The organism is Paenibacillus sp. 05T425 (assembly GCF_056396205.1).
Genome location: NZ_JBFTLA010000010.1, coordinates 172,683 through 190,379 on the forward strand (window position 1 = coordinate 172,683; position 17,697 = coordinate 190,379).

Here is a 17,697-nt window from a genome sequence, read left to right on the forward strand (position 1 = left end):
GAAAGATGACCATGAACAAAAGTCAGGAGACAATCGCAACGACAAGCCGGCGTACCATTCGACTGGATGAGAAGCTCATCGGCGCTGCAGAGGAGCATACAGCCTATGGCCGTGAATGGACGAAAGTCGCGCATGTAACGGACAATGCGGAGCATCCGCTTAGGGAGCAGGCCTACCTGCTGCCGAGTTCACTGGATGATCTGAGGCGCAAGAGAACCGGATATTACAGCTTATCCGATGGCGGTTCGGTATTCGGAAACGGTTGGGCTGATTACGCGCATTCCTTGCTTGCGGGGTGGTACGGACATGTATCCTTGCTATCTTCTGTGAATCCGCCAGCAGCTAAAGGACGATTGGCGGCTCTGTTCCAGCAAAGCTTAAAGCAGCGGGCGATTATTACGACTTCATTCCAGCCAATAGTTAGAAAAAACGCGGATCTGCCGATTGTTCAGTATACGAAGGAAGGTATAACTTTGCATGGCGAGCAGACCTTTGACTCCGATACGTTGTTCGCGGACGAATTACTGGTGTTCATTCGTGAACAAGGGGAAGCAGCGCCTGCTTCGGCGGTTCTTATTCCCGTTCAATCTGCCGGATTAGAACTCAGACCGTATGGAGCCCAGGCAGAGAGCCTGAACGCAGGTGTTCAGGTGTCGTACGAACATGTAGTGATACCGAGGGAGAGAATATTGCACGATAACGATGCTCCGGAGCTTCGCAGTCTGCTAGGTCATCACCATGTCAAAGCGATCGCCGACTACCAATGGGTATCGAGACAGCTTGATGCGCTGGAGCTTGTTACGGGCACGGCATTCGCTCTGGCGGAGCTGACAGGCGAGGTCAAGGAGCTGCATATTCAAGGCGACCTAGGCGAGGTTATTCAAAATGTGGAGACGTTAAAGGCGCTGATCCATGCTGCGGAGATCGGGGCGGATGCCGGCTTAACCGGAATCGTTCTGCCTTCGAGTGTTCCGCTGGAAGCAGCTCGCAAAGCAGGCGGCCTCTATTATGCTCATGCCGTGCAAGTGTTGCAACGGATAGGAGCCGGCATATTTGTGCGTGACCAGCATCTCTTGCGGCAAAGGAAAGAGGGGGAGAAGCCAACGATCCTCCAGCTGGCTTGGCGGCTCTCGGGAAGCGCGGAGGCTGCTAAGCGCAAGCTGCATGAGTTGCATGCGTTTGGAGATCCGATTGTGCAGTCGTCAGAGTTGTTCAGACAATATCCCGTACAGGTGCTGCGTGAAAGATATAAGCAATTCTGGCAAGGCATTGATACAAGGTCGAAAGCAAATCCAAAGGAGGCTCAGCTATGACGGTAAAGATAGCGGCGAGAAAGGTTGGCATGCAGTTTAAAGCATTGAATGAGGCTGGCAAGAAAGACAGTATATCGGTGCTCGACGACTTCGATCTAGACGTCAAAGAAGGAGAATTTCTTGCTATACTCGGGCCGAGCGGCTGCGGCAAGTCGACTTTCTTGAATATATTGGCGGGGCTATCCCGCCAAACGGAAGGAGATATCGAGGTTGACGGCAAGCCGATCAACGGAGTCGACAAGAAGCACGGCGTCGTGTTCCAAGGGTATGCGCTGTTTCCATGGCGCACGGTGCTTCAGAACGTCGAGGTAGGCCTGCAAATTCGAGGGGTTCGAGCGAAGGAGCGGAAGGAAATCGCGCGTGAATATATCCAGCTTGTCGGCTTGCAAGCGTTCGAGAACCGTTATCCGCATGAGCTGTCCGGCGGCATGAAGCAGCGTGTAGCGATTGCCCGTTCGCTAGCCTACGAGCCGGATGTGCTGCTCATGGATGAGCCTTTCGCTGCGCTTGACGCGCAAACGAGGGAAATCCTTCAGTCGGAGCTGCTGCGTATTTGGGATTCGAAGAAAAAAACGATCGTGTTCATCACGCACAGTCTGGACGAGGCGATCTTCTTGGCCGATCGGGTCGCGGTCATGACGGCAAGACCCGGCAAAATTAAAGAGTTGATCGACATTCCGCTGGAGCGACCGCGACCGGCCGATATTCGCAATTCCGAGGCGTTCGTCAAGCTGCGCCAAAGAGCGTGGGAGATCTTGAAGGATGAAGTAGATAAATCCGATTCATTGGGTCAACTTGGAGTTAAGCCGGCGCCTGCACACACCGTTGTAGCAATAGCAGGAGCACATGGGGGAGGACAGCCGTACCAGGTTGCCGCTGAATTATTGCCCGAGAAGGCAGCGAACCATGGCTAAGACGGATGAAGGATGTGAGTGCTTATGACGTCAACGGCAGGAAGCCGCTATATACAAAGATTGAATGACGGAAGAAGAGTATGGCTGAACGGAAATATCGTACCGGATATAAGGTCGTCCCCCGCCTTTCGGGGGACGATTGAATCGGTGGCAGCCATTATGGATCTGCAAGACGACCCGTCTGTAGAGCAACAGTTAACGTTCATTGCCGAGACCGGGGCTAGAGCGAATCTTGCCTTCCTCATACCGGAGCAGAAGGAGGATTTATTTCGTCGCAGCCATTCCTTCAAGCTATGGTCGGATGCTACATTCGGCGTTATGAGCCGCGTCGGCGGATTTTATCGCTCGCAGTTGACCGGTTGGCATATTGCCAAAGGACTGATCCGCGATGAGCAACCGCAATTTGCCCAAAAAATATCCGATTACTTCGCTTACGTAAGAGATAATGACTTGCTTCTTACAGCGGCGGGTCATGATCCGCAGATCGATAGGACGAAGCTTGCGTCGGAATTAGGCGATCTGTACACTGCGGTTCGCATCGTGCGTGAGACGGAAGACGGAATCATCGTAAGGGGCGCGAAGATGATTGCTACAGGCGGACCTTATATGGATGAAATCATGGTCTCTCCTCATAGCAAAAAAACAGGCGACGAGCAGCAATATGCCGTCATGTTCGCCATTCCTGTCAATCAAGAGGGTGTTCATCTTATTTGTCGGGAATCGTTTGCCTCGGARCGAGATGAATGGGAGGATCATCCGCTCAGCGCGCATTACGATGAGATKGATGCCGTGCTCGTATTCGAAGATGCGCTGATACCTTGGGAACGGGTGTTCATTAAGGAAGATCCTGAAGCGATCTGGAAAATCCGCTCCGATCGAACGGTATCTTCGCTCAGCCTGCACGAGAACATCGTTCGTTTGGTAAGCAAGCTGGAATTTACGGCAACGGTCGGCAACGAGCTTGCTGAATCGATAGGCATTACGAGATTCGCGCATGTTCAGGATAAGCTGGCCGAGCTTTTCTTCCAGCTGGAGTCGATCAGATCTCTTCTCTTATCCGCCGAGCATCATGCGATCTATAGCCCGCATGGCGTATGGGAGCCCGCGCTTCAGCCGATCTTGACGGCCAAAAACTTAGGCAATCGTTATTATCCGAGAGCGCTGGAAATCCTTCAGCAGCTATCGGGCGCCGGGATGCTGCAAGTGCCGTCTACCATTGCCGAGCTGAGAGGCCCGCTTGGCACCCAGTTACAAACCTATTACCGGGGGGCGGACCGTGGAGCGGAAGAGCGAGTCAGACTGCTTAAGCTGGCTTGGGAGCTGGTAGGCAGCCAGCTGGGCGCCAGGCATGAGCTGTATGAACGCTTCTATGCGGGCGATCCCGTACGTACATACGCAGGCCAGTATACCGAGTACGACAAACAAGCGCTGCTCGATAAGGCTTTGCGCATATCCGTATGATCCCCGTCATTCGGCATCGTTTGTTCCGTATCGCGGTCGGGTTTACGCTGCTGCTAATGGCGCTTCTCGCATTCCCTTATGCGTCTGTATCCGCACATTCGTCATTGACGAGAGCAATACCGGCACCGGATAGCCGACTGGAAGCTTCGCCTCCGGAAGTTACGCTATCGTTTAACGAAAGAATTGAGAATACAGGCTTTGAGGTAAAGGTATATAACCGTCAAGGACTACCGGTTACGGAATCCGAGGCGGTCATAGATAAGAATCGAAAAACGTTGACTTTAGCGCTCCCGCGGCTGGAGGGCGGAGGTTATACCGTCACTTACCGTCTCCTGTCGGCAGACGGTCATCCGATCAAAGCATCGTATGTATTCACGGTAGGAGCAATGACGGACGCCAATATCGGCTATTCCTCGGCTGCGCGTCTTCATGAAGAGCATGATATCGGGAAAAATGCAGGTTATTGGGTCATAAGAGCTTTCTATTATCTCGCTTTGCTTGCCGCGACTGGCTGGGCTGGCTTGCAGCTATACGCCAAAGGGCTCGTCGATGAGAATCGTCGGAAATATATGCAGTGGCAAAAGCTTCTGCTAACGGTACTGTTGCTGGCGTACGGGCTCCTTGCTTGGAGCGATTACCGCAATTTGGCGGAAGAATTCGAAGCGTCTGACCTCACTGCTATACTGACCCGTACATCGATTGGTATTTCTTACATGCTTTCCTTGGTTATCGCCGTCGCTGGATATTTCATATTAGGCAGGCGGAAAGGCGTCGATGCGGGTTGGGTGCTGTTGCTTATCGCTGCTAAAGGCTTGAATGGCCATGCTATGGGATTTGCAATTCCGATCGTGACATTCGCGCTAGATGTAGCGCATTTGGTTGCGGCGAGTCTATGGGCAGGTGTTCTGCTTGCATTCGTAGCGTTCGGAACAAGAAAGAGAAGCAGCAATGCCGAATCGTACTATCCCGTGCTCTCGCAAACAGCTCTTATAGCAATCGCTCTGCTTGTCGTCAGCGGCCTGACCACTGCAATCTTGTATACGGACGGCTTCAAGCATCTGCTCGATACTTGGTGGGGAAGGTTGATGCTTGGCAAAGCCGGGCTTGTGCTGCTCGTGATTGCAACAGGCGGACTCATTCGCTCGCAAATCAGAAAGCGAAGGCGAAGCCGATTGTTTGCGTGGTTGGGCGTGGATCTCGTATTGTTCGTGGCCATCATCGCAATAACCGGCATATTCACGTACCTGAATCCGCTCGCCGCGACAGGGCCGCTATTCTGGCATGAGAACGTGAAGGGCGTACATATTGCCGTCATTATTACGCCTAACGAGCCGGGATCTGTCAATCAATTCAATGTTTCCGTTGGCGGTCAAGCCGCAGGAGGCAGCGAAAAAGAGCTTAGAAAGGTAACGCTGCGGCTGCATTACGAGGATAATCCGGATATTGCGCCGGTCGATGTCGCATTGAAAGAGGTCCGAACGAATGGAAGCCCGTTAAGTCTTTACGACTTTAATTACAGCGTAGAAGGGAACTATCTCTTGTTTCCCGGCAAATGGAAGCTTGAGGTGCGCGTTCTGAACGCGGACGCGGATGAATTCGCGACCGAGAAAGTGTTCTATAGCGAAGCAAGATAGGAAACCCGGTCAGCAATAAACAGGAGGAGAGGGAGAGGTTATGAGAAGAGTATTACCGATAGCGATTATCGCCGCACTGTGGCTGACGCTATTCGCCGGAACGGCTTCGGCGCATGTAACGGTATCTCCTGCGGAAACGACGCAGGGGTCGTATGAGGTGTTTACGGTAAGAGTTCCGACGGAGAAGGAGTCGTCGACGACGAAAGTGGAGGTGTTATTCCCGGACAGCGTATCGATAAGCCGCGTACAGCCGCAAGCAGGGTGGAGCTACCGATTCGATACGAATGCGGACGGTAATCATACGGCGATCGTATGGACGACGGAAGGAGAAGGTCTGAAGGACGGCGAGTTCGGTGAATTCAAGCTCCAGGGCAAGGTGTCGGATGATGCGAAGGAGCTTGTCTGGAAAGCGTTCCAGACGTATGCGGACGGTTCGGTAGTGGAATGGATCGGAGGCGCAGAGGCGGATACTCCTGCTTCGGTTACAAAGGTGCTTCCCGGAACAGGCAGCGACGGCCACCATGCTGCAGGCGCGGGGCATGTTCTAGCCAGCTCGCCGCCCAATTCGGGTTATGAAGGTTGGCTAAGCTCATCCGCTTTCTATGTCGCGCTTGCGGCGCTGGCCGCTGGAGTTATCGCCTTGTCTTTGACGCTGCGTAGAAGAAAAGGAATTGCTTAACGAAAGTTACTATTTTCATATGAGGAGCGTAAAAAAATGATAATCGACAAATTAGCAAAAAAGGGACATTTAACAAAGCTGGCCGCCATCATCGTGCTGGCACTTTCGATTAGCGCATGCGGCAATGCCGGTAATAAAGAAGGAAATTCCACTACAACTGGCAATAGCGGGGCCGCGTCGGACAATAAAGAGATCGTAGAATTCAAATATCCTGACAACCCGGGCTTTGATCTCGTTTACTTGGCAGATGAGCTTGGTTATTTCGACGGAACGACAACCAAACCAAAGTATGTCGGCAAAATAGCCGCACCGCAAATTATTCCATTGGTCGGCACGGGCGACATCGATTTTGGCTCCCGTATGGTGCCGCTTGTCATATCGGCAATTGCTAGCGGCGCCGACATTAAAGTCGTCTCCGCAGGGGGCAAGACGCTTCAAGAAGCACCGCATATGAAGTATTTCGTAAGGGACGACGGCAGCATTAAAACGCCTAAAGATTTGGAAGGCAAGACGATTGGATTCAATAGCTTCGGAGCTTGCGCGGAATTTGTATCGAAGAAATGGTTCAAGGAGCAGGGAGTCGACATTAGTAAAATCGAGTTCCTCGTCGTACCTGACGATAAGCAGGAGCAGACGCTGGAGCAAGGCGGAATCGATCTTGCCATTATCCATGCGCCGTTCTCGGGCAAAGCGGAATACAATGAGAAGCTGGTCAAACTATGGAGCGACTACGATCTTGACGGCGGGTTAGGCGGAATGGCCCCGTACAGCGTAAACGGCAAATTCGCGAAGGAGCATCCGCAAGCGGTTAAGGATTTTGTATCGGCAATTGCCAAAACCGCGAATTGGGTCAATGAAAATCCAGATGAAGCAAAAGGAATTATTGCGAAGCGGCTCGGCGTAGATGTGAAATATATCGATCGCTTTGCATATGTGGATGACCTGGTTGTAACGGAGGATCCGATTCAATACTATATCGATATTTTGGAAGAATACGACAAAATTCCGAAGGGCAAGATTACGGTCAAGGACGTATATAMGAATGAATTCAATGAATTCGCCGGGAAGACGGCTGCTATAACGGACACCGACAAAGAGAGCGGCAGCGATGCTACTACGTAACGGTATCTTTGTTCTTATAAATCCAACTAAACCAATGAAAGGAGTATAGTATGAAGTTGAACACTAAATGGCTTTCAAAAACGATCGATCGCAGTTTGGCGATTCTATTATTCTTCGTCGTATGGGAGCTGCTGCCTCGTCTCGGCATTGTTAACCCGGCCTACTTAAGCCCGCCGTCCGATGTTGTCATCTCCATTGGGAAGCTCATCTCGAACGGAGAGCTTTGGACGCATGTCTCGGCAAGCTTGCGCAGGTCCTTATCCGGCTTGCTGCTCGCGATTGCATCCGGTACGCTGCTCGGTTTGCTGCTGGGCTGGTTCAAGCGCTTCGAAACGATTCTGGATCCGTTGCTGCAGTTGGCAAGGCAGGTATCGGCATTCGCCTTGTTCCCTGTATTCATTCTTTTTCTAGGTATCGGCGAATCTTCCAAAACGGCTATTATTTTTTGGGCATCGTTCTGGCCGATTCTGCTCAATACCGTGAGCGGCGTCAAGCATGTCGAGAAGCTGCTTATCGATTCGGCAAAGTCTATGGGCGGCTCGCAGCTGTTCATTTTCTTCCGGGTTATTTTGCCGGCGGCCGCTCCCAGTATTTTCACGGGCATTCGCTTAGGCGGGGCTTATTGTATCACGGCATTGGTAGCTGCTGAAATGATCGGCTCCTCGGCGGGGCTTGGCTTCTATATTCTCAACTCGCAGGAAATATTCCAAATTCCAGATATGTATGCAGGCATTATTTTGCTTGCGGTAGTAGGTCTGCTGCTCAATTATGTGCTTGCCTTGATCGAGGCGCGGTTCACACGCTGGCGGAAAGGTCTGGCGAACAATGCCTAGCTATAGGAGGCAGTCGGTATGAATAGGTTGCAGGGCGGCATAGCTTGGTTACTCCTGCTGGCGGCTTTGTCGCTGCTGATAGGCTGTACTCGGCAGCAATTTGCCGCCGGGCCATCTGCTGAGCAAAAGATCCGGTTGCCTGTCGAAGCAGGCAAGCTGAAATTCGGTTACAGCGGCAACAGCATCTTCATCGGACTTAAGGAGCAAGGCAAGCTTGAGGCTAAGCTTGCTTTGCAATCGATTGTTCTGGAATGGACGTCGTATGATGACGATGCGGCATTGTATGAAGCGATTGAGGCGGGGCGTGTCGATATCGGCTCGGTAGGCGATGCGACTCCCGCTTTCTTGTATAGGGAAGGTTCGTCTGTTGTTTATTTGGCTGCCGAGCCAGCGAATCCGACCGCTTATGCCGTTGCGGTGCCGCTGGATTCCGACATCTATTCGGCGGATGATCTGAAGGGAAAGAAGATAGGCTACACTTCTTATTCGAATGAGCACTTGCTGCTGCTTCAAGTCCTTGCGAGCGTACAGCTGAAGCAGAAGGATGTGAAGTCCGTAGAGCTCAGTCCAGCAGAAGTAGAACCCTCCTTCGCGGATGGGAAGGCGGACGCTTGGGTGATCGGCGAGCCTGAACGGAGCGAGATCGAAGCTCTTGGCTTGCGAGTCATCGCAGATGGCTCAGCTTCGGCGGCGAAGCGCGATATCTTAGTGTCTACACAAGAGAGCATGGAGGGAAGAGAGGCGTTATTCGAGCTCGTATTAGCGGAAATCGGAGTTTACGAGGAATGGGTGACAAGCAACGTTCACGATGCAGCCGAGCTGCTTACGACTCATACGAGCATCGAACATATCAGTTGGCTAGGTGCGTTCAGCCGCAAAGCTTACGGTACAGCACCCCTGCTGGAGAGTATCGCCAAGGATGAACAGCTTGTCATAGACACGGTCGCTTCGCTAGGCGGGAGAAAGAAAGAGTTCGGCGTTGATGAATTATTAAAATGAAAAGGCAGATCCCGTGTTGGCAATTATGCTGCCAGTGGGAACTGCCTTTTTTAGAGTTTAAACAATCGAGAACATGAGGCCAAAATATCCGAACGCCGCTACGAGAAGCCCCATCAGAAATGCGGGCATCAGGCGGTTCGCGCGATACATCCAAATGAGTCCGCCTGCCATTAGCAGAGCGGCTGCAAACATCAGAATGCTCTCGAGGCCGGGCTTGAATGCAATCGAAATGTCCGGACTAAAGCTGCCTTGATACAAGCCGGTGAACAATGGCGACGGCGACACGGACTGCAGCGTTTCCTTCACCGTATGCGGCGGGGCTTGTTGACCTAGAACAGCGGTTGCAATCAGTACGAGAAGCGCTACGATACTTTCTGCCTTCAGCCATCTTCGCGGATTGAATGCTGCATCGCGTGCGGCAACCTTCTTGTATACGAACCCGTTCGTGAAGGCGAAGAAGAGTAGCGGCAGTATGAGCAAGTGCTTAATAAGAAGCATCTGGCCGTAGGGGAGCATCCAAGCGTTCACATATTCAGGCGTTGTGAATGTCATCAACATAATGCCTGCGCCGATCGCAACGAGGACAGCGCCGATCGCAACAGGCGAGAACCAGCCGAGGAACGCCTTCCAGTTGTCATTGTTGACCGAGAACCAGCTTACGACGAACAATATGCCGATCCATATGCTGACTGCCAAGAAGTGCGCCGAATGGACGACGAGCCCTTTGAACCCGTACAACGATGAGGCATGCCCTGCATATCCGAGCCAAACGATAAGCAGCAGGGTGATGAACAAAGCGACCTTCGGCATATGCTTGTCTGTGTTGAACGCTTTGATGCCGAGCAGACAGAGCAGACCGGCTGAGCCGACAACGGTCCAAATCCACGCCTTGCCGATGTTAAAGTCGAGCAAAATACTTTTCAAAATAGAGCCGTAAGACATATCGAAGTCCCGAACATATATGACGGCGTTATTATGTATAGGAACATAGGAGAGCAAAGGGATAGCGATGGTGCATACAACGAGCAGCCAGTTCGGTACTCGGACATCAGGCCTTCTCTGCTCCGGAATAATCCGGAGCAGGAAGCCGCCTGTCAATAGCGCAAAGCAAATGTACAGTAAGCTTTCGCTAATGTAGGTCATCTATTTGCGCCTCCGAGCAAGTAATACTACAGCCGCAATTACGATGATTGCACCAATGACGATTACTGCGGTAGTCGTCCCGCTGATGCCAGAGCTATCCTCATCGCTTGAGCTCGTGTCGGGAGCTGCGGTTTCTGCAGGATTGTCTGTAGCGGCAGGCGTGTCAGTAGGCGCCGTTGTCGGCGCGGTCGTTGCTGCCGGCTCTTCCGTTGCAACCGGTGCGACGGTAGGTTCAGCGGCTTGCACGGTGAATGCATATTCGCCTTCTACGGAGTGTCCGTCCGTTCCGATGATTGTCCATTTGACGGTGTAGATACCATTCTGCAAGGCGCTTGGAACCGCAGCGCTCATCGTCTTGCCGTCAACAACGGTCTTATCGGTAGTAACCTGTTCACCAGCAGCATTGAACAGCTTCAGATTGCTCAGGTCCTCGATCTTCGTATTATAGGAGAGCTCGATGCTCTGCGGCGACACGGCAACAGTAGAATCTTTCTCGGGTACTGCCGTTTCAAGTTTGGAATGGGCAGATGCAACCCCCGGTACGAGCCAGAGAGCTGCGAGCAACAGTAACAGTATTTTTTTCACGGTAATCCTCCTGAAAGATAGTATGGTAGAGATGGGTCGTATACAGAATCTGATTGAATTATATCAGATTAACGTTTGCGTTAGCTTAAAAATAAATGGCTTATTCGTCTCAGCATTATGACAAATTTATGTCCGAATGGGCTTAAGGTATGCATGTTGGCGGGCTTACGGCGAATATACTTCATTACACAATACACAAAGATTGCCAAATCTTTGGCTAACAAAGGAGGTGCGCCTGTCATCGCCGCAGGCTGTGCCTAAGCGAGTGGCAGGAACCGATTGGGTGAACCTCTACCGCTCGGATTGTCTTTAACGCTCATTGTCGTTTTGGTGTTTATGAACGGTTTTTTTGTCGCTGCCGAATTTGCGATGGTGAAGGTACGGGGAAGCCGTATCGACGCGCTGATCTCCGAGGGACACGCGCGCGCGAAGCTGGCCTCACGCATGACGAACAACTTAGACGCCTACCTGTCCGCTTGCCAGCTAGGTATTACGCTTGCATCGCTTGGTCTCGGATGGATTGGTGAGCCTGCCGTCGCCAGCCTGCTTGCGCCTTGGTTCGCTCAGGTCGGCTTTCAGAACGAAGTGTTCATCCACACCGTCTCGTTCATTATTGCATTTAGTTTTATTACGGTTTTGCATATCGTGCTTGGGGAGCTCGCTCCTAAGACGGTCGCCATTCGAAAATCCGAGACGGTAACGCTGCTGACGGCGACACCGCTCGTTTTTTTTCACAAGCTGATGTATCCCTTAATATGGCTGTTGAACGGCATGGCTAATCAGTTGCTTAAAGCGATCGGCATCGAGCCGGCAACGGAGAAGGATGCAGCGCATACAGAGGAAGAAATACGTATTCTGATGAAGGAAAGCCACAAGAGAGGACTCATCGACAATACGGAGCTGACGCTTGTTGATAATATATTTGATTTCACAGAAACGAACGCGCGCGAGATTATGATTCCCCGCACCGAGATGATTTGTTTGAACACGGCGCTGACGATAGACGAGAACAAACGAATCGCGCTGGAGCAGATGCTGACGCGGTATCCGGTGTGCGAGAACGATAAAGACAATATTATCGGCTTTATTCATATTAAGGATTTGCTGAAGGACACGGCGCATAGCATCACCGATATTGCACAAATTACGAGGCCGATTACGTCCGTGCCGGAGTCCATGCAAATTAGCATGCTGCTCAAGCTAATGCAGAAAAAAAAGACGCAAATCGCGATTCTGATCGATGAATACGGAGGCACATCGGGGCTTGTTACGCTCGAAGATATTATGGAGGAGATTGTCGGGGAAATCCAGGATGAGTTCGACGAGGAGCGGGCCGATATTGAGAAGCGGGATGATGCTTCCTACTCCATTAACGGACTCATGTTAATTGAAGCGGTTAACAGCTACTTCGGACTGGATATTGATACGGATGATTTCGATACGATTGGAGGATGGATCTATTCGCAGATCGATATTCCGCCTAAGCGCGATCAACGGGTGCATTATCCCGGCGGGTTCACCTTCATCATCGAAGAAACCGATCATTTGCGCGTATCCCGCATTAACGTGCGCAAGGATGACTGGGATAAGGGCGACGATAGCGGAAGCTCCAGCCAGTTTGGCTAACGGCAAGGTATGGTGAGAGTGGTTTGTTGCGGACCATAGGAACGCTAATTGAGCGTTTCAGCGATAAAGGAGCTCGTTAAGGACACAGGAGTCGCTAATTCGACAGAAGTGAAAATATTTATTCGAGTTTTACGTTATAAGGGTTTCTAGAGTCCGCAATATGACCAATGTTACTTGATGCGAGTGATTAGCTCCTTCTGAGTCCGTAATGTATTTGTATCTGGGTAGAGTGCATGGGGACGAGGCGCATGGGATAAGCTGAAGCGTTACAATAAGAAGGGATGCCTGATAAATTTCAGGGCATCCCTTATTGTTGTGCTTATTTGGCTTGCAGTTGCGCTTCGAATGCTGCTGCGTCGACCTTGTGGACGACGTCGATCGTGCCGCCGCCGAGGCATACTTCGCCGTCATAGAGAACGACGGCTTGGCCAGGCGTGACTGCCTTTTGCGGCTTGTCGAACACAATGTCGGCAGTGCCGTCCGCACGCATCGTAACCGTTACGCCTTGGTCTTGCTGGCGGTAGCGGAACTTGGCCGTGCAGTGGAACGGAGCATCAGACAGCGTTGGCGCAATCCAGTTAAAACCGCTTGCGGACAAGCTGTGCGAGTATAGGCTGGCATGCTGCTCGCCTTGAACGACGTACAGAACGTTGCTCTCCAGATCTTTGTCCGCAACGAACCATGGCTCGCCTGTGCCGGATCCGCCGATGCCAAGTCCTTGTCGCTGACCCAGTGTGTAATACATAAGGCCGTCGTGGCGGCCTTTCTTCTCGCCGCTGCGAATATCGATCATATCTCCGGAGCGGGCAGGCAAGTAGCCGCTTAGAAACTCCTTGAAATTGCGCTCGCCGATGAAGCAAACGCCGGTGCTGTCCTTCTTTTTCGCCGTATACAATCCAGCCTCTTCGGCAATGCGGCGAACTTCCGGCTTCGGCAAATGGCCGATCGGGAACATCGCTTTCTCAAGTTGCCTCTGATTAAGCGAGCTTAGGAAGTAGGTCTGATCCTTGTTCGAATCGACGCCGCGAAGCAGCTTCGTGACGCCGTCTGCATCTCGCTCTACACGTGCATAATGGCCGGTAGCCAAGTAGTCCGCTCCAAGCTCAAGCGCGCGCTGCAGGAAGTCTCCGAACTTAATCTCGCGATTGCACATGACGTCCGGATTAGGCGTGCGCCCCCGTTTGTATTCATCCAAGAAGTAAGTAAACACTTTATCGAAATATTGCTTCTCGAAATTAACGGTATAATAAGGGATGCCGATCTGGTCGCAGACACGGCGAACGTCCTCCGAGTCCTCTTCGGCCGTACAATGGCCGAACTCGTCGGTATCGTCCCAGTTCTTCATGAATATGCCGACTACGTCATAGCCTGCTTGCTTGAGCAGCAGCGCCGTAACGGAGGAATCAACGCCTCCGGACATGCCGACGACAACTCTCGTCGAGCTGATTGGTTTTGTCATAGGTGAAACACCGCCTTGCTTGTCATTTCGTGAAAATCACGTCTATTGTAACATACACGCAAAAGTTTTTCATGAAGATGACAACCTTTTTGCACATGGCAAGCGGGGGATATGTTAACATAGAAGTAATATGGGAATACAGTGGATTAAAGAGCAATATGAACAACGATGAATGCAACAACAAAATATGATGAATTTAAAGGGGTGCCTACACTTGAAAATTTCAACGAAGGGCCGTTATGGCTTAACCATTATGATGGAACTTGCAGCAAAGTTCGGCGAAGGACCGATCTCGCTGAAGAGCATTGCGGAACGCAATCATTTATCCGAGCACTACTTGGAGCAGCTCGTCGCTCCGCTTCGCAACGCAGGGCTCGTTAAGAGTATTCGCGGCGCATACGGCGGCTATATTCTATCGAAGGATCCCGAGCAGATTACGTCGGGCGATATTATTCGTATCCTTGAAGGTCCAATCTCGCCTGTTGACTTCACGGAAGAGGACGACCCGGCTAAGCGCGACCTGTGGCTTCGCATTCGCGACAGCATTGCAGCGGTGCTGGATTCCACAACGCTTGCCGATATGATCAACTTCCAAGATGCCGGCGAAGCAGACAGTTATATGTTCTATATCTAAGTAAGGATGCGACTGCAATGATGAATAGATATTACTTTGACCATGCGGCGACGACGCCGATGCATCCCGAGGTTGCGAGAGCGATGCTCGAGGTCATGCAAGGTCCGGGAGGCAATCCTTCCAGCATGCATGCGTTCGGCAGAGAAGCGAAGCAGCAGGTGAACCGCGCCCGCGACCTCATCGCGGCGGCGATCGGCTGCCGACCTGCCGAGCTGCTGTTCACCTCCGGCGGAACGGAGAGCGACAATGCGGCGCTGGTCGGGGCGGCGCGCGCGATGCGGCGGCGCGGCAAGAGCCATATTATAACAGCAGCAACCGAGCATCACGCCGTGCTGCACACCTGCGAGTGGTTGAGCAAGGAGGAAGGTTTCACGGTAACGTACCTTCCCGTTCAGCAGGATGGACATATCGCTCCGGAGGCGGTTGCATCTGCAATGACCCCTGAGACGGGGCTCGTAAGCATCATGCATGGCAATAATGAAGTCGGGACGATACTGCCGATCGAAGAGATAGGCAACATTGTAAGAGCTGCCGGTGCGTTGTTCCATGTGGACGCCGTCCAAACTTTGGGAAGCGTGCCTTATCGCTTGAACGAGCTGCCGATCGATCTCATGAGCTTCTCGGCGCACAAGATTAATGGCCCGCAAGGCGTGGGCGCATTATATATAGCGAATGGTACGCCATATGAAGCAATTCAGCATGGCGGCTCGCAGGAACGCAAGCGCCGGGCAGGCACAGAAAACGTGCCCGGCATTGTTGGTTTTGCCGCGGCTGTTGACATTTGTGTGAACGAACGCAATCAGAAGCAACCTTTTATGGACAAGCTTCGTAATAGATGGGTAGAGCTGCTTAGAAACACATTGCCAGATGTGGAGATCGTCGTAAACGGGAGCGAGGAGCATCGCCTGCCTCATATCGTTAATATTAGTTTCGTCGGTATTGATACCGAGACGATGCTCATGAACCTCGATTTGGAAGGCATTGCGGCTTCAAGCGGATCGGCCTGCACCTCGGGGGCGCTGGAGAGATCCCATGTGCTTAGAGCGATGGATATTCCGCAAGAGCGGCTTCTTTCAGCGGTAAGATTTAGCTTCGGTTTGGGGAATACTATGGAGGAATTAGAAGAAGCCTCGCAGAAAATAGCGACAATTGTGCGGCGTATTCGAAAGTAACCTTTAGGAGGCCTCGAATCAAGGCGTGATTAAACTTCAACGGCTTATTGGACTGCCCGTGATCGTCATTCATTCGGGTAAGCTGGTTGGAACGGTTAAGGATGCGTACTTCGATGAGCATTGGCAATTGCAAGGGCTTGTACTAGAGAGTCCGAGATGGCTCGCATTATCACTCAAGATCGTTCGCTGGACAGACGTGCTGACATGCGGCGAGGATGCAGTCATTATTGGCAGTGAGGGCGCGGTTGTGAGGCTGAAGCCGAAGGAGCTGCTGCGATCCTTCTATACCGGGATCGTCAAGCTGAAGGATTTGCCCGTGGTTACGGTGCAAGGAAATCAACTGGGCCGAATATCGGATGTTTATTTTTATCCGTTTCAGGGTACACAAATAGTAGGCTACGAGCTTACGGACGGTTTTGTTTCGGATCTGATGGAAGGGCGTAAATGGCTGAAGGCGCCGAGTGATCCAGATACCGTATTACTCGGGGAAGACGCGATTATCGTTCCTGCTGTCAGTGAAGCGGAATTGGAGCCTGTCGCAGCTTCCAATTTCAAAGGATAGGGAGAAATGTTAGATGATGAGATGTCCGAATTGCAATTCGAAAGATATCGGCAAGATCGGTTCCCACCAGTTCTACTGCTGGGGCTGCTTTATTGAACTGACTGTTAACGGCGACAAAATGTCGGTTTACCAAGTGGAAGAGGACGGAACGTTAAGCTCGCTTGATGATTTGTTCTTCGAAGAAGAGATTGCGGGATCGCAGGTTCAGATTAACTAGTCGGCCTGCGCCATTCGATATGAACGTTAAAGCGCGGCCCTATGAGGGGGCCGCCTTTTTTTTGCCGCCTCAAGGATGATTTGCACCGCTTGTACATATACTTTATCAGATCCGGCATGTGCGCTCGGAAGACAGCGAAAGCAGGATGAAGATTGTACGGAGGTGTGGACGGTGGAGCGTTTCACGAACAGCCGTCTGTTTGTTTGGCTGGTTTATCTCATACTGGGCTTAATCGCGATTTATTTGCTGCTGCTTATTAAGCCGCTGCTGCTTAATGTATATGTTTTTTTGAGAGCGGTGCTCGCTCCCTTTATTATCGCTATGATCATATCCTACGTGCTTAACCCGATCGTCTCGATGCTGCATGAACGCAAAGTGCCGCGAACGATTGCCGTGCTCTTGATCTATGCCGTGTTCTGCGCTGCCATTACGGTGCTGCTCGTCAATCTGATTCCGATGTTCATCGAACAAGTGCAGGAATTCAACCGTCATGTGCCGGAACTGTCGATGCGCGCCCAAAATATTGTGTCGGACATTAACAATACGTCTTTCTTGCCGGAGAGCTTCCGCGGGGGCATCAACAAGTCGCTGCTGACGATGGAGAAGAAGGTATCGGAGAGCTTGCTCGGCTTCATTAACAATATCGGCTCGATGCTGAACGCGGTATTCATCGCCTTCATCATTCCGTTCCTTGCTTTCTATATCCTGAAAGATTTCGATGTATTCGAGAGAACGGTCATTACTTACGTGCCGAAGTCGCATCGCAAGAACACGGTCAGACTGCTTAAGGACATCGACTCCGCGCTTGGCAGCTACATTCGCGGTCAGTTCCTCGTCTGCTTGATCGTTGGCGTGCTTGCCTACCTCGGCTATCTTATTATTGGAATGCCTTATGCGCTTCTGCTCGCGGGCATTGTGGCGATAACGAACGTCATTCCATACATGGGTCCGTTCTTCGGCGCTGCGCCCGCGCTCTTAATTGCTTCGACCGTTTCTCTGAAAATGGTGCTGCTCGTCGCCATCGTCAATACGGCTTGCCAAATTCTTGAGGGCAACGTCATCTCGCCGCAAGTGGTCGGCAGAACGCTTCATCTGCACCCGCTGCTCATCATCTTCGCATTGCTTGTCGGCGGTGAACTTGCAGGTGTCGTCGGTATGATTCTAGCCGTACCGATCTTCGCTGCTTGCAAGGTCATTGTACAGCACATGTTCGCTTACTACGTGCGAAGAAAGATCATTTGACAGCGGCTGACGGCGTAGCTATAATTTGATACTAGTAGAATAGTGCTATACACTAGGAAAGCTTTGACGAAATGAAGTAAGCCGCTGCCCGTCAGCCAGAGA

At 51.7% G+C, this 17,697-nt stretch carries 17 protein-coding genes; 14 read left to right on the forward strand and 3 right to left on the reverse strand.

Annotated features, from left to right (window positions below; translation table 11 throughout):
• Positions 1 to 5: 5 nt before the first annotated feature.
• From AC1DF0_RS22670 to AC1DF0_RS22705, 8 genes are read left to right on the forward strand one after another with little or no spacing between them, the layout of a single operon-like run.
• Positions 6 to 1,313 carry a 4-hydroxyphenylacetate 3-hydroxylase C-terminal domain-containing protein gene (locus AC1DF0_RS22670; protein ID WP_477575391.1) on the forward strand — a complete coding sequence of 436 codons (1,308 nt, stop codon included), beginning with the start codon at positions 6 to 8 and terminating at the stop codon, positions 1,311 to 1,313.
• Positions 1,310 to 2,227 (forward strand): ABC transporter ATP-binding protein, encoded by a 918-nt coding sequence (locus AC1DF0_RS22675; protein WP_442048950.1) that lies wholly within the window; start codon positions 1,310 to 1,312, stop codon positions 2,225 to 2,227. The genes AC1DF0_RS22670 and AC1DF0_RS22675 overlap by 4 nt, the downstream gene beginning before the upstream one ends.
• A gap of 24 nt (positions 2,228 to 2,251) precedes the next feature.
• A complete protein-coding gene (locus AC1DF0_RS22680; protein WP_477575392.1) occupies positions 2,252 to 3,688 on the forward strand; it encodes a 4-hydroxyphenylacetate 3-hydroxylase family protein in 1,437 nt (478 codons plus the stop codon).
• Entirely contained in the window at positions 3,685 to 5,322 is a 1,638-nt protein-coding gene (locus AC1DF0_RS22685) for a copper resistance CopC/CopD family protein (protein ID WP_477575393.1), read from the forward strand. The genes AC1DF0_RS22680 and AC1DF0_RS22685 overlap by 4 nt, the downstream gene beginning before the upstream one ends.
• A gap of 40 nt (positions 5,323 to 5,362) precedes the next feature.
• Positions 5,363 to 6,001: a YcnI family copper-binding membrane protein gene (locus AC1DF0_RS22690; RefSeq protein WP_442048953.1), complete on the forward strand. Its 639-nt coding sequence runs from the start codon at positions 5,363 to 5,365 to the stop codon at positions 5,999 to 6,001.
• 36 nt (positions 6,002 to 6,037) lie between these two features.
• On the forward strand, positions 6,038 to 7,123 hold the full coding sequence (locus tag AC1DF0_RS22695; protein ID WP_477575394.1) for an ABC transporter substrate-binding protein: 1,086 nt from the start codon (positions 6,038 to 6,040) through the stop codon (positions 7,121 to 7,123).
• A gap of 50 nt (positions 7,124 to 7,173) precedes the next feature.
• Complete coding sequence (locus AC1DF0_RS22700) at positions 7,174 to 7,956, forward strand: ABC transporter permease (protein ID WP_337099489.1); 783 nt, start codon at positions 7,174 to 7,176, stop codon at positions 7,954 to 7,956.
• Between the two features lie 18 nt (positions 7,957 to 7,974).
• Positions 7,975 to 8,955 carry an ABC transporter substrate-binding protein gene (locus AC1DF0_RS22705; protein ID WP_477575395.1) on the forward strand — a complete coding sequence of 327 codons (981 nt, stop codon included), beginning with the start codon at positions 7,975 to 7,977 and terminating at the stop codon, positions 8,953 to 8,955.
• A gap of 57 nt (positions 8,956 to 9,012) precedes the next feature.
• On the opposite strand, the gene AC1DF0_RS22710 is transcribed toward AC1DF0_RS22705, so the two are convergent.
• Both AC1DF0_RS22710 and AC1DF0_RS22715 read right to left on the reverse strand, forming a co-directional pair.
• Positions 9,013 to 10,098: a copper resistance D family protein gene (locus AC1DF0_RS22710; RefSeq protein ID WP_477575396.1), complete on the reverse strand. Its 1,086-nt coding sequence runs from the start codon at positions 10,096 to 10,098 to the stop codon at positions 9,013 to 9,015.
• Positions 10,099 to 10,683 carry a copper resistance CopC family protein gene (locus AC1DF0_RS22715; RefSeq protein ID WP_442048957.1) on the reverse strand — a complete coding sequence of 195 codons (585 nt, stop codon included), beginning with the start codon at positions 10,681 to 10,683 and terminating at the stop codon, positions 10,099 to 10,101.
• Between the two features lie 279 nt (positions 10,684 to 10,962).
• On the opposite strand from AC1DF0_RS22715, the gene AC1DF0_RS22720 reads away from it, so the two are divergent.
• Complete coding sequence (locus AC1DF0_RS22720) at positions 10,963 to 12,309, forward strand: hemolysin family protein (RefSeq protein ID WP_477575397.1); 1,347 nt, start codon at positions 10,963 to 10,965, stop codon at positions 12,307 to 12,309.
• Positions 12,310 to 12,628: 319 nt separating this feature from the next.
• Here the strand turns inward: AC1DF0_RS22720 and mnmA are convergent, their stop codons facing one another.
• Complete coding sequence (gene mnmA, locus AC1DF0_RS22725; protein WP_442048959.1) at positions 12,629 to 13,768, reverse strand: tRNA 2-thiouridine(34) synthase MnmA; 1,140 nt, start codon at positions 13,766 to 13,768, stop codon at positions 12,629 to 12,631.
• 214 nt (positions 13,769 to 13,982) lie between these two features.
• Between mnmA and cymR the strand changes: the two genes are divergently transcribed.
• The 5 genes from cymR to AC1DF0_RS22750 all read left to right on the forward strand — a co-directional run bounded on the left by cymR (position 13,983) and on the right by AC1DF0_RS22750 (position 17,595).
• Positions 13,983 to 14,402: a cysteine metabolism transcriptional regulator CymR gene (gene cymR / locus AC1DF0_RS22730; RefSeq protein ID WP_442049015.1), complete on the forward strand. Its 420-nt coding sequence runs from the start codon at positions 13,983 to 13,985 to the stop codon at positions 14,400 to 14,402.
• A 20-nt stretch (positions 14,403 to 14,422) separates the two neighbouring features.
• Complete coding sequence (locus AC1DF0_RS22735) at positions 14,423 to 15,574, forward strand: cysteine desulfurase family protein (RefSeq protein WP_477575458.1); 1,152 nt, start codon at positions 14,423 to 14,425, stop codon at positions 15,572 to 15,574.
• 25 nt (positions 15,575 to 15,599) lie between these two features.
• Positions 15,600 to 16,136, forward strand: coding sequence for a PRC-barrel domain-containing protein (locus AC1DF0_RS22740; RefSeq protein WP_442048960.1), 537 nt, complete (start codon positions 15,600 to 15,602; stop codon positions 16,134 to 16,136).
• A gap of 13 nt (positions 16,137 to 16,149) precedes the next feature.
• Positions 16,150 to 16,353: a hypothetical protein gene (locus tag AC1DF0_RS22745; RefSeq protein ID WP_337099480.1), complete on the forward strand. Its 204-nt coding sequence runs from the start codon at positions 16,150 to 16,152 to the stop codon at positions 16,351 to 16,353.
• Between the two features lie 171 nt (positions 16,354 to 16,524).
• Positions 16,525 to 17,595 (forward strand): AI-2E family transporter, encoded by a 1,071-nt coding sequence (locus AC1DF0_RS22750; RefSeq protein ID WP_442048961.1) that lies wholly within the window; start codon positions 16,525 to 16,527, stop codon positions 17,593 to 17,595.
• The last annotated feature ends 102 nt before the right edge of the window (positions 17,596 to 17,697 follow it).

What these genes read in the sequence shown, in the direction of transcription:
- AC1DF0_RS22705 (WP_477575395.1), top strand. Translation starts at nt 7,975, where the DNA reads ATGAATAGGTTGCAGGGCGGCATAGCTTGGTTACTCCTGCTGGCGGCT.
- AC1DF0_RS22710 (WP_477575396.1), bottom strand. Translation starts at nt 10,098, where the DNA reads ATGACCTACATTAGCGAAAGCTTACTGTACATTTGCTTTGCGCTATTG.
- AC1DF0_RS22675 (WP_442048950.1), top strand. Translation starts at nt 1,310, where the DNA reads ATGACGGTAAAGATAGCGGCGAGAAAGGTTGGCATGCAGTTTAAAGCA.
- mnmA (WP_442048959.1), bottom strand. Translation starts at nt 13,768, where the DNA reads ATGACAAAACCAATCAGCTCGACGAGAGTTGTCGTCGGCATGTCCGGA.
- AC1DF0_RS22745 (WP_337099480.1), top strand. Translation starts at nt 16,150, where the DNA reads ATGATGAGATGTCCGAATTGCAATTCGAAAGATATCGGCAAGATCGGT.
- AC1DF0_RS22685 (WP_477575393.1), top strand. Translation starts at nt 3,685, where the DNA reads ATGATCCCCGTCATTCGGCATCGTTTGTTCCGTATCGCGGTCGGGTTT.
- AC1DF0_RS22700 (WP_337099489.1), top strand. Translation starts at nt 7,174, where the DNA reads ATGAAGTTGAACACTAAATGGCTTTCAAAAACGATCGATCGCAGTTTG.
- AC1DF0_RS22670 (WP_477575391.1), top strand. Translation starts at nt 6, where the DNA reads ATGACCATGAACAAAAGTCAGGAGACAATCGCAACGACAAGCCGGCGT.
- AC1DF0_RS22690 (WP_442048953.1), top strand. Translation starts at nt 5,363, where the DNA reads ATGAGAAGAGTATTACCGATAGCGATTATCGCCGCACTGTGGCTGACG.
- AC1DF0_RS22735 (WP_477575458.1), top strand. Translation starts at nt 14,423, where the DNA reads ATGAATAGATATTACTTTGACCATGCGGCGACGACGCCGATGCATCCC.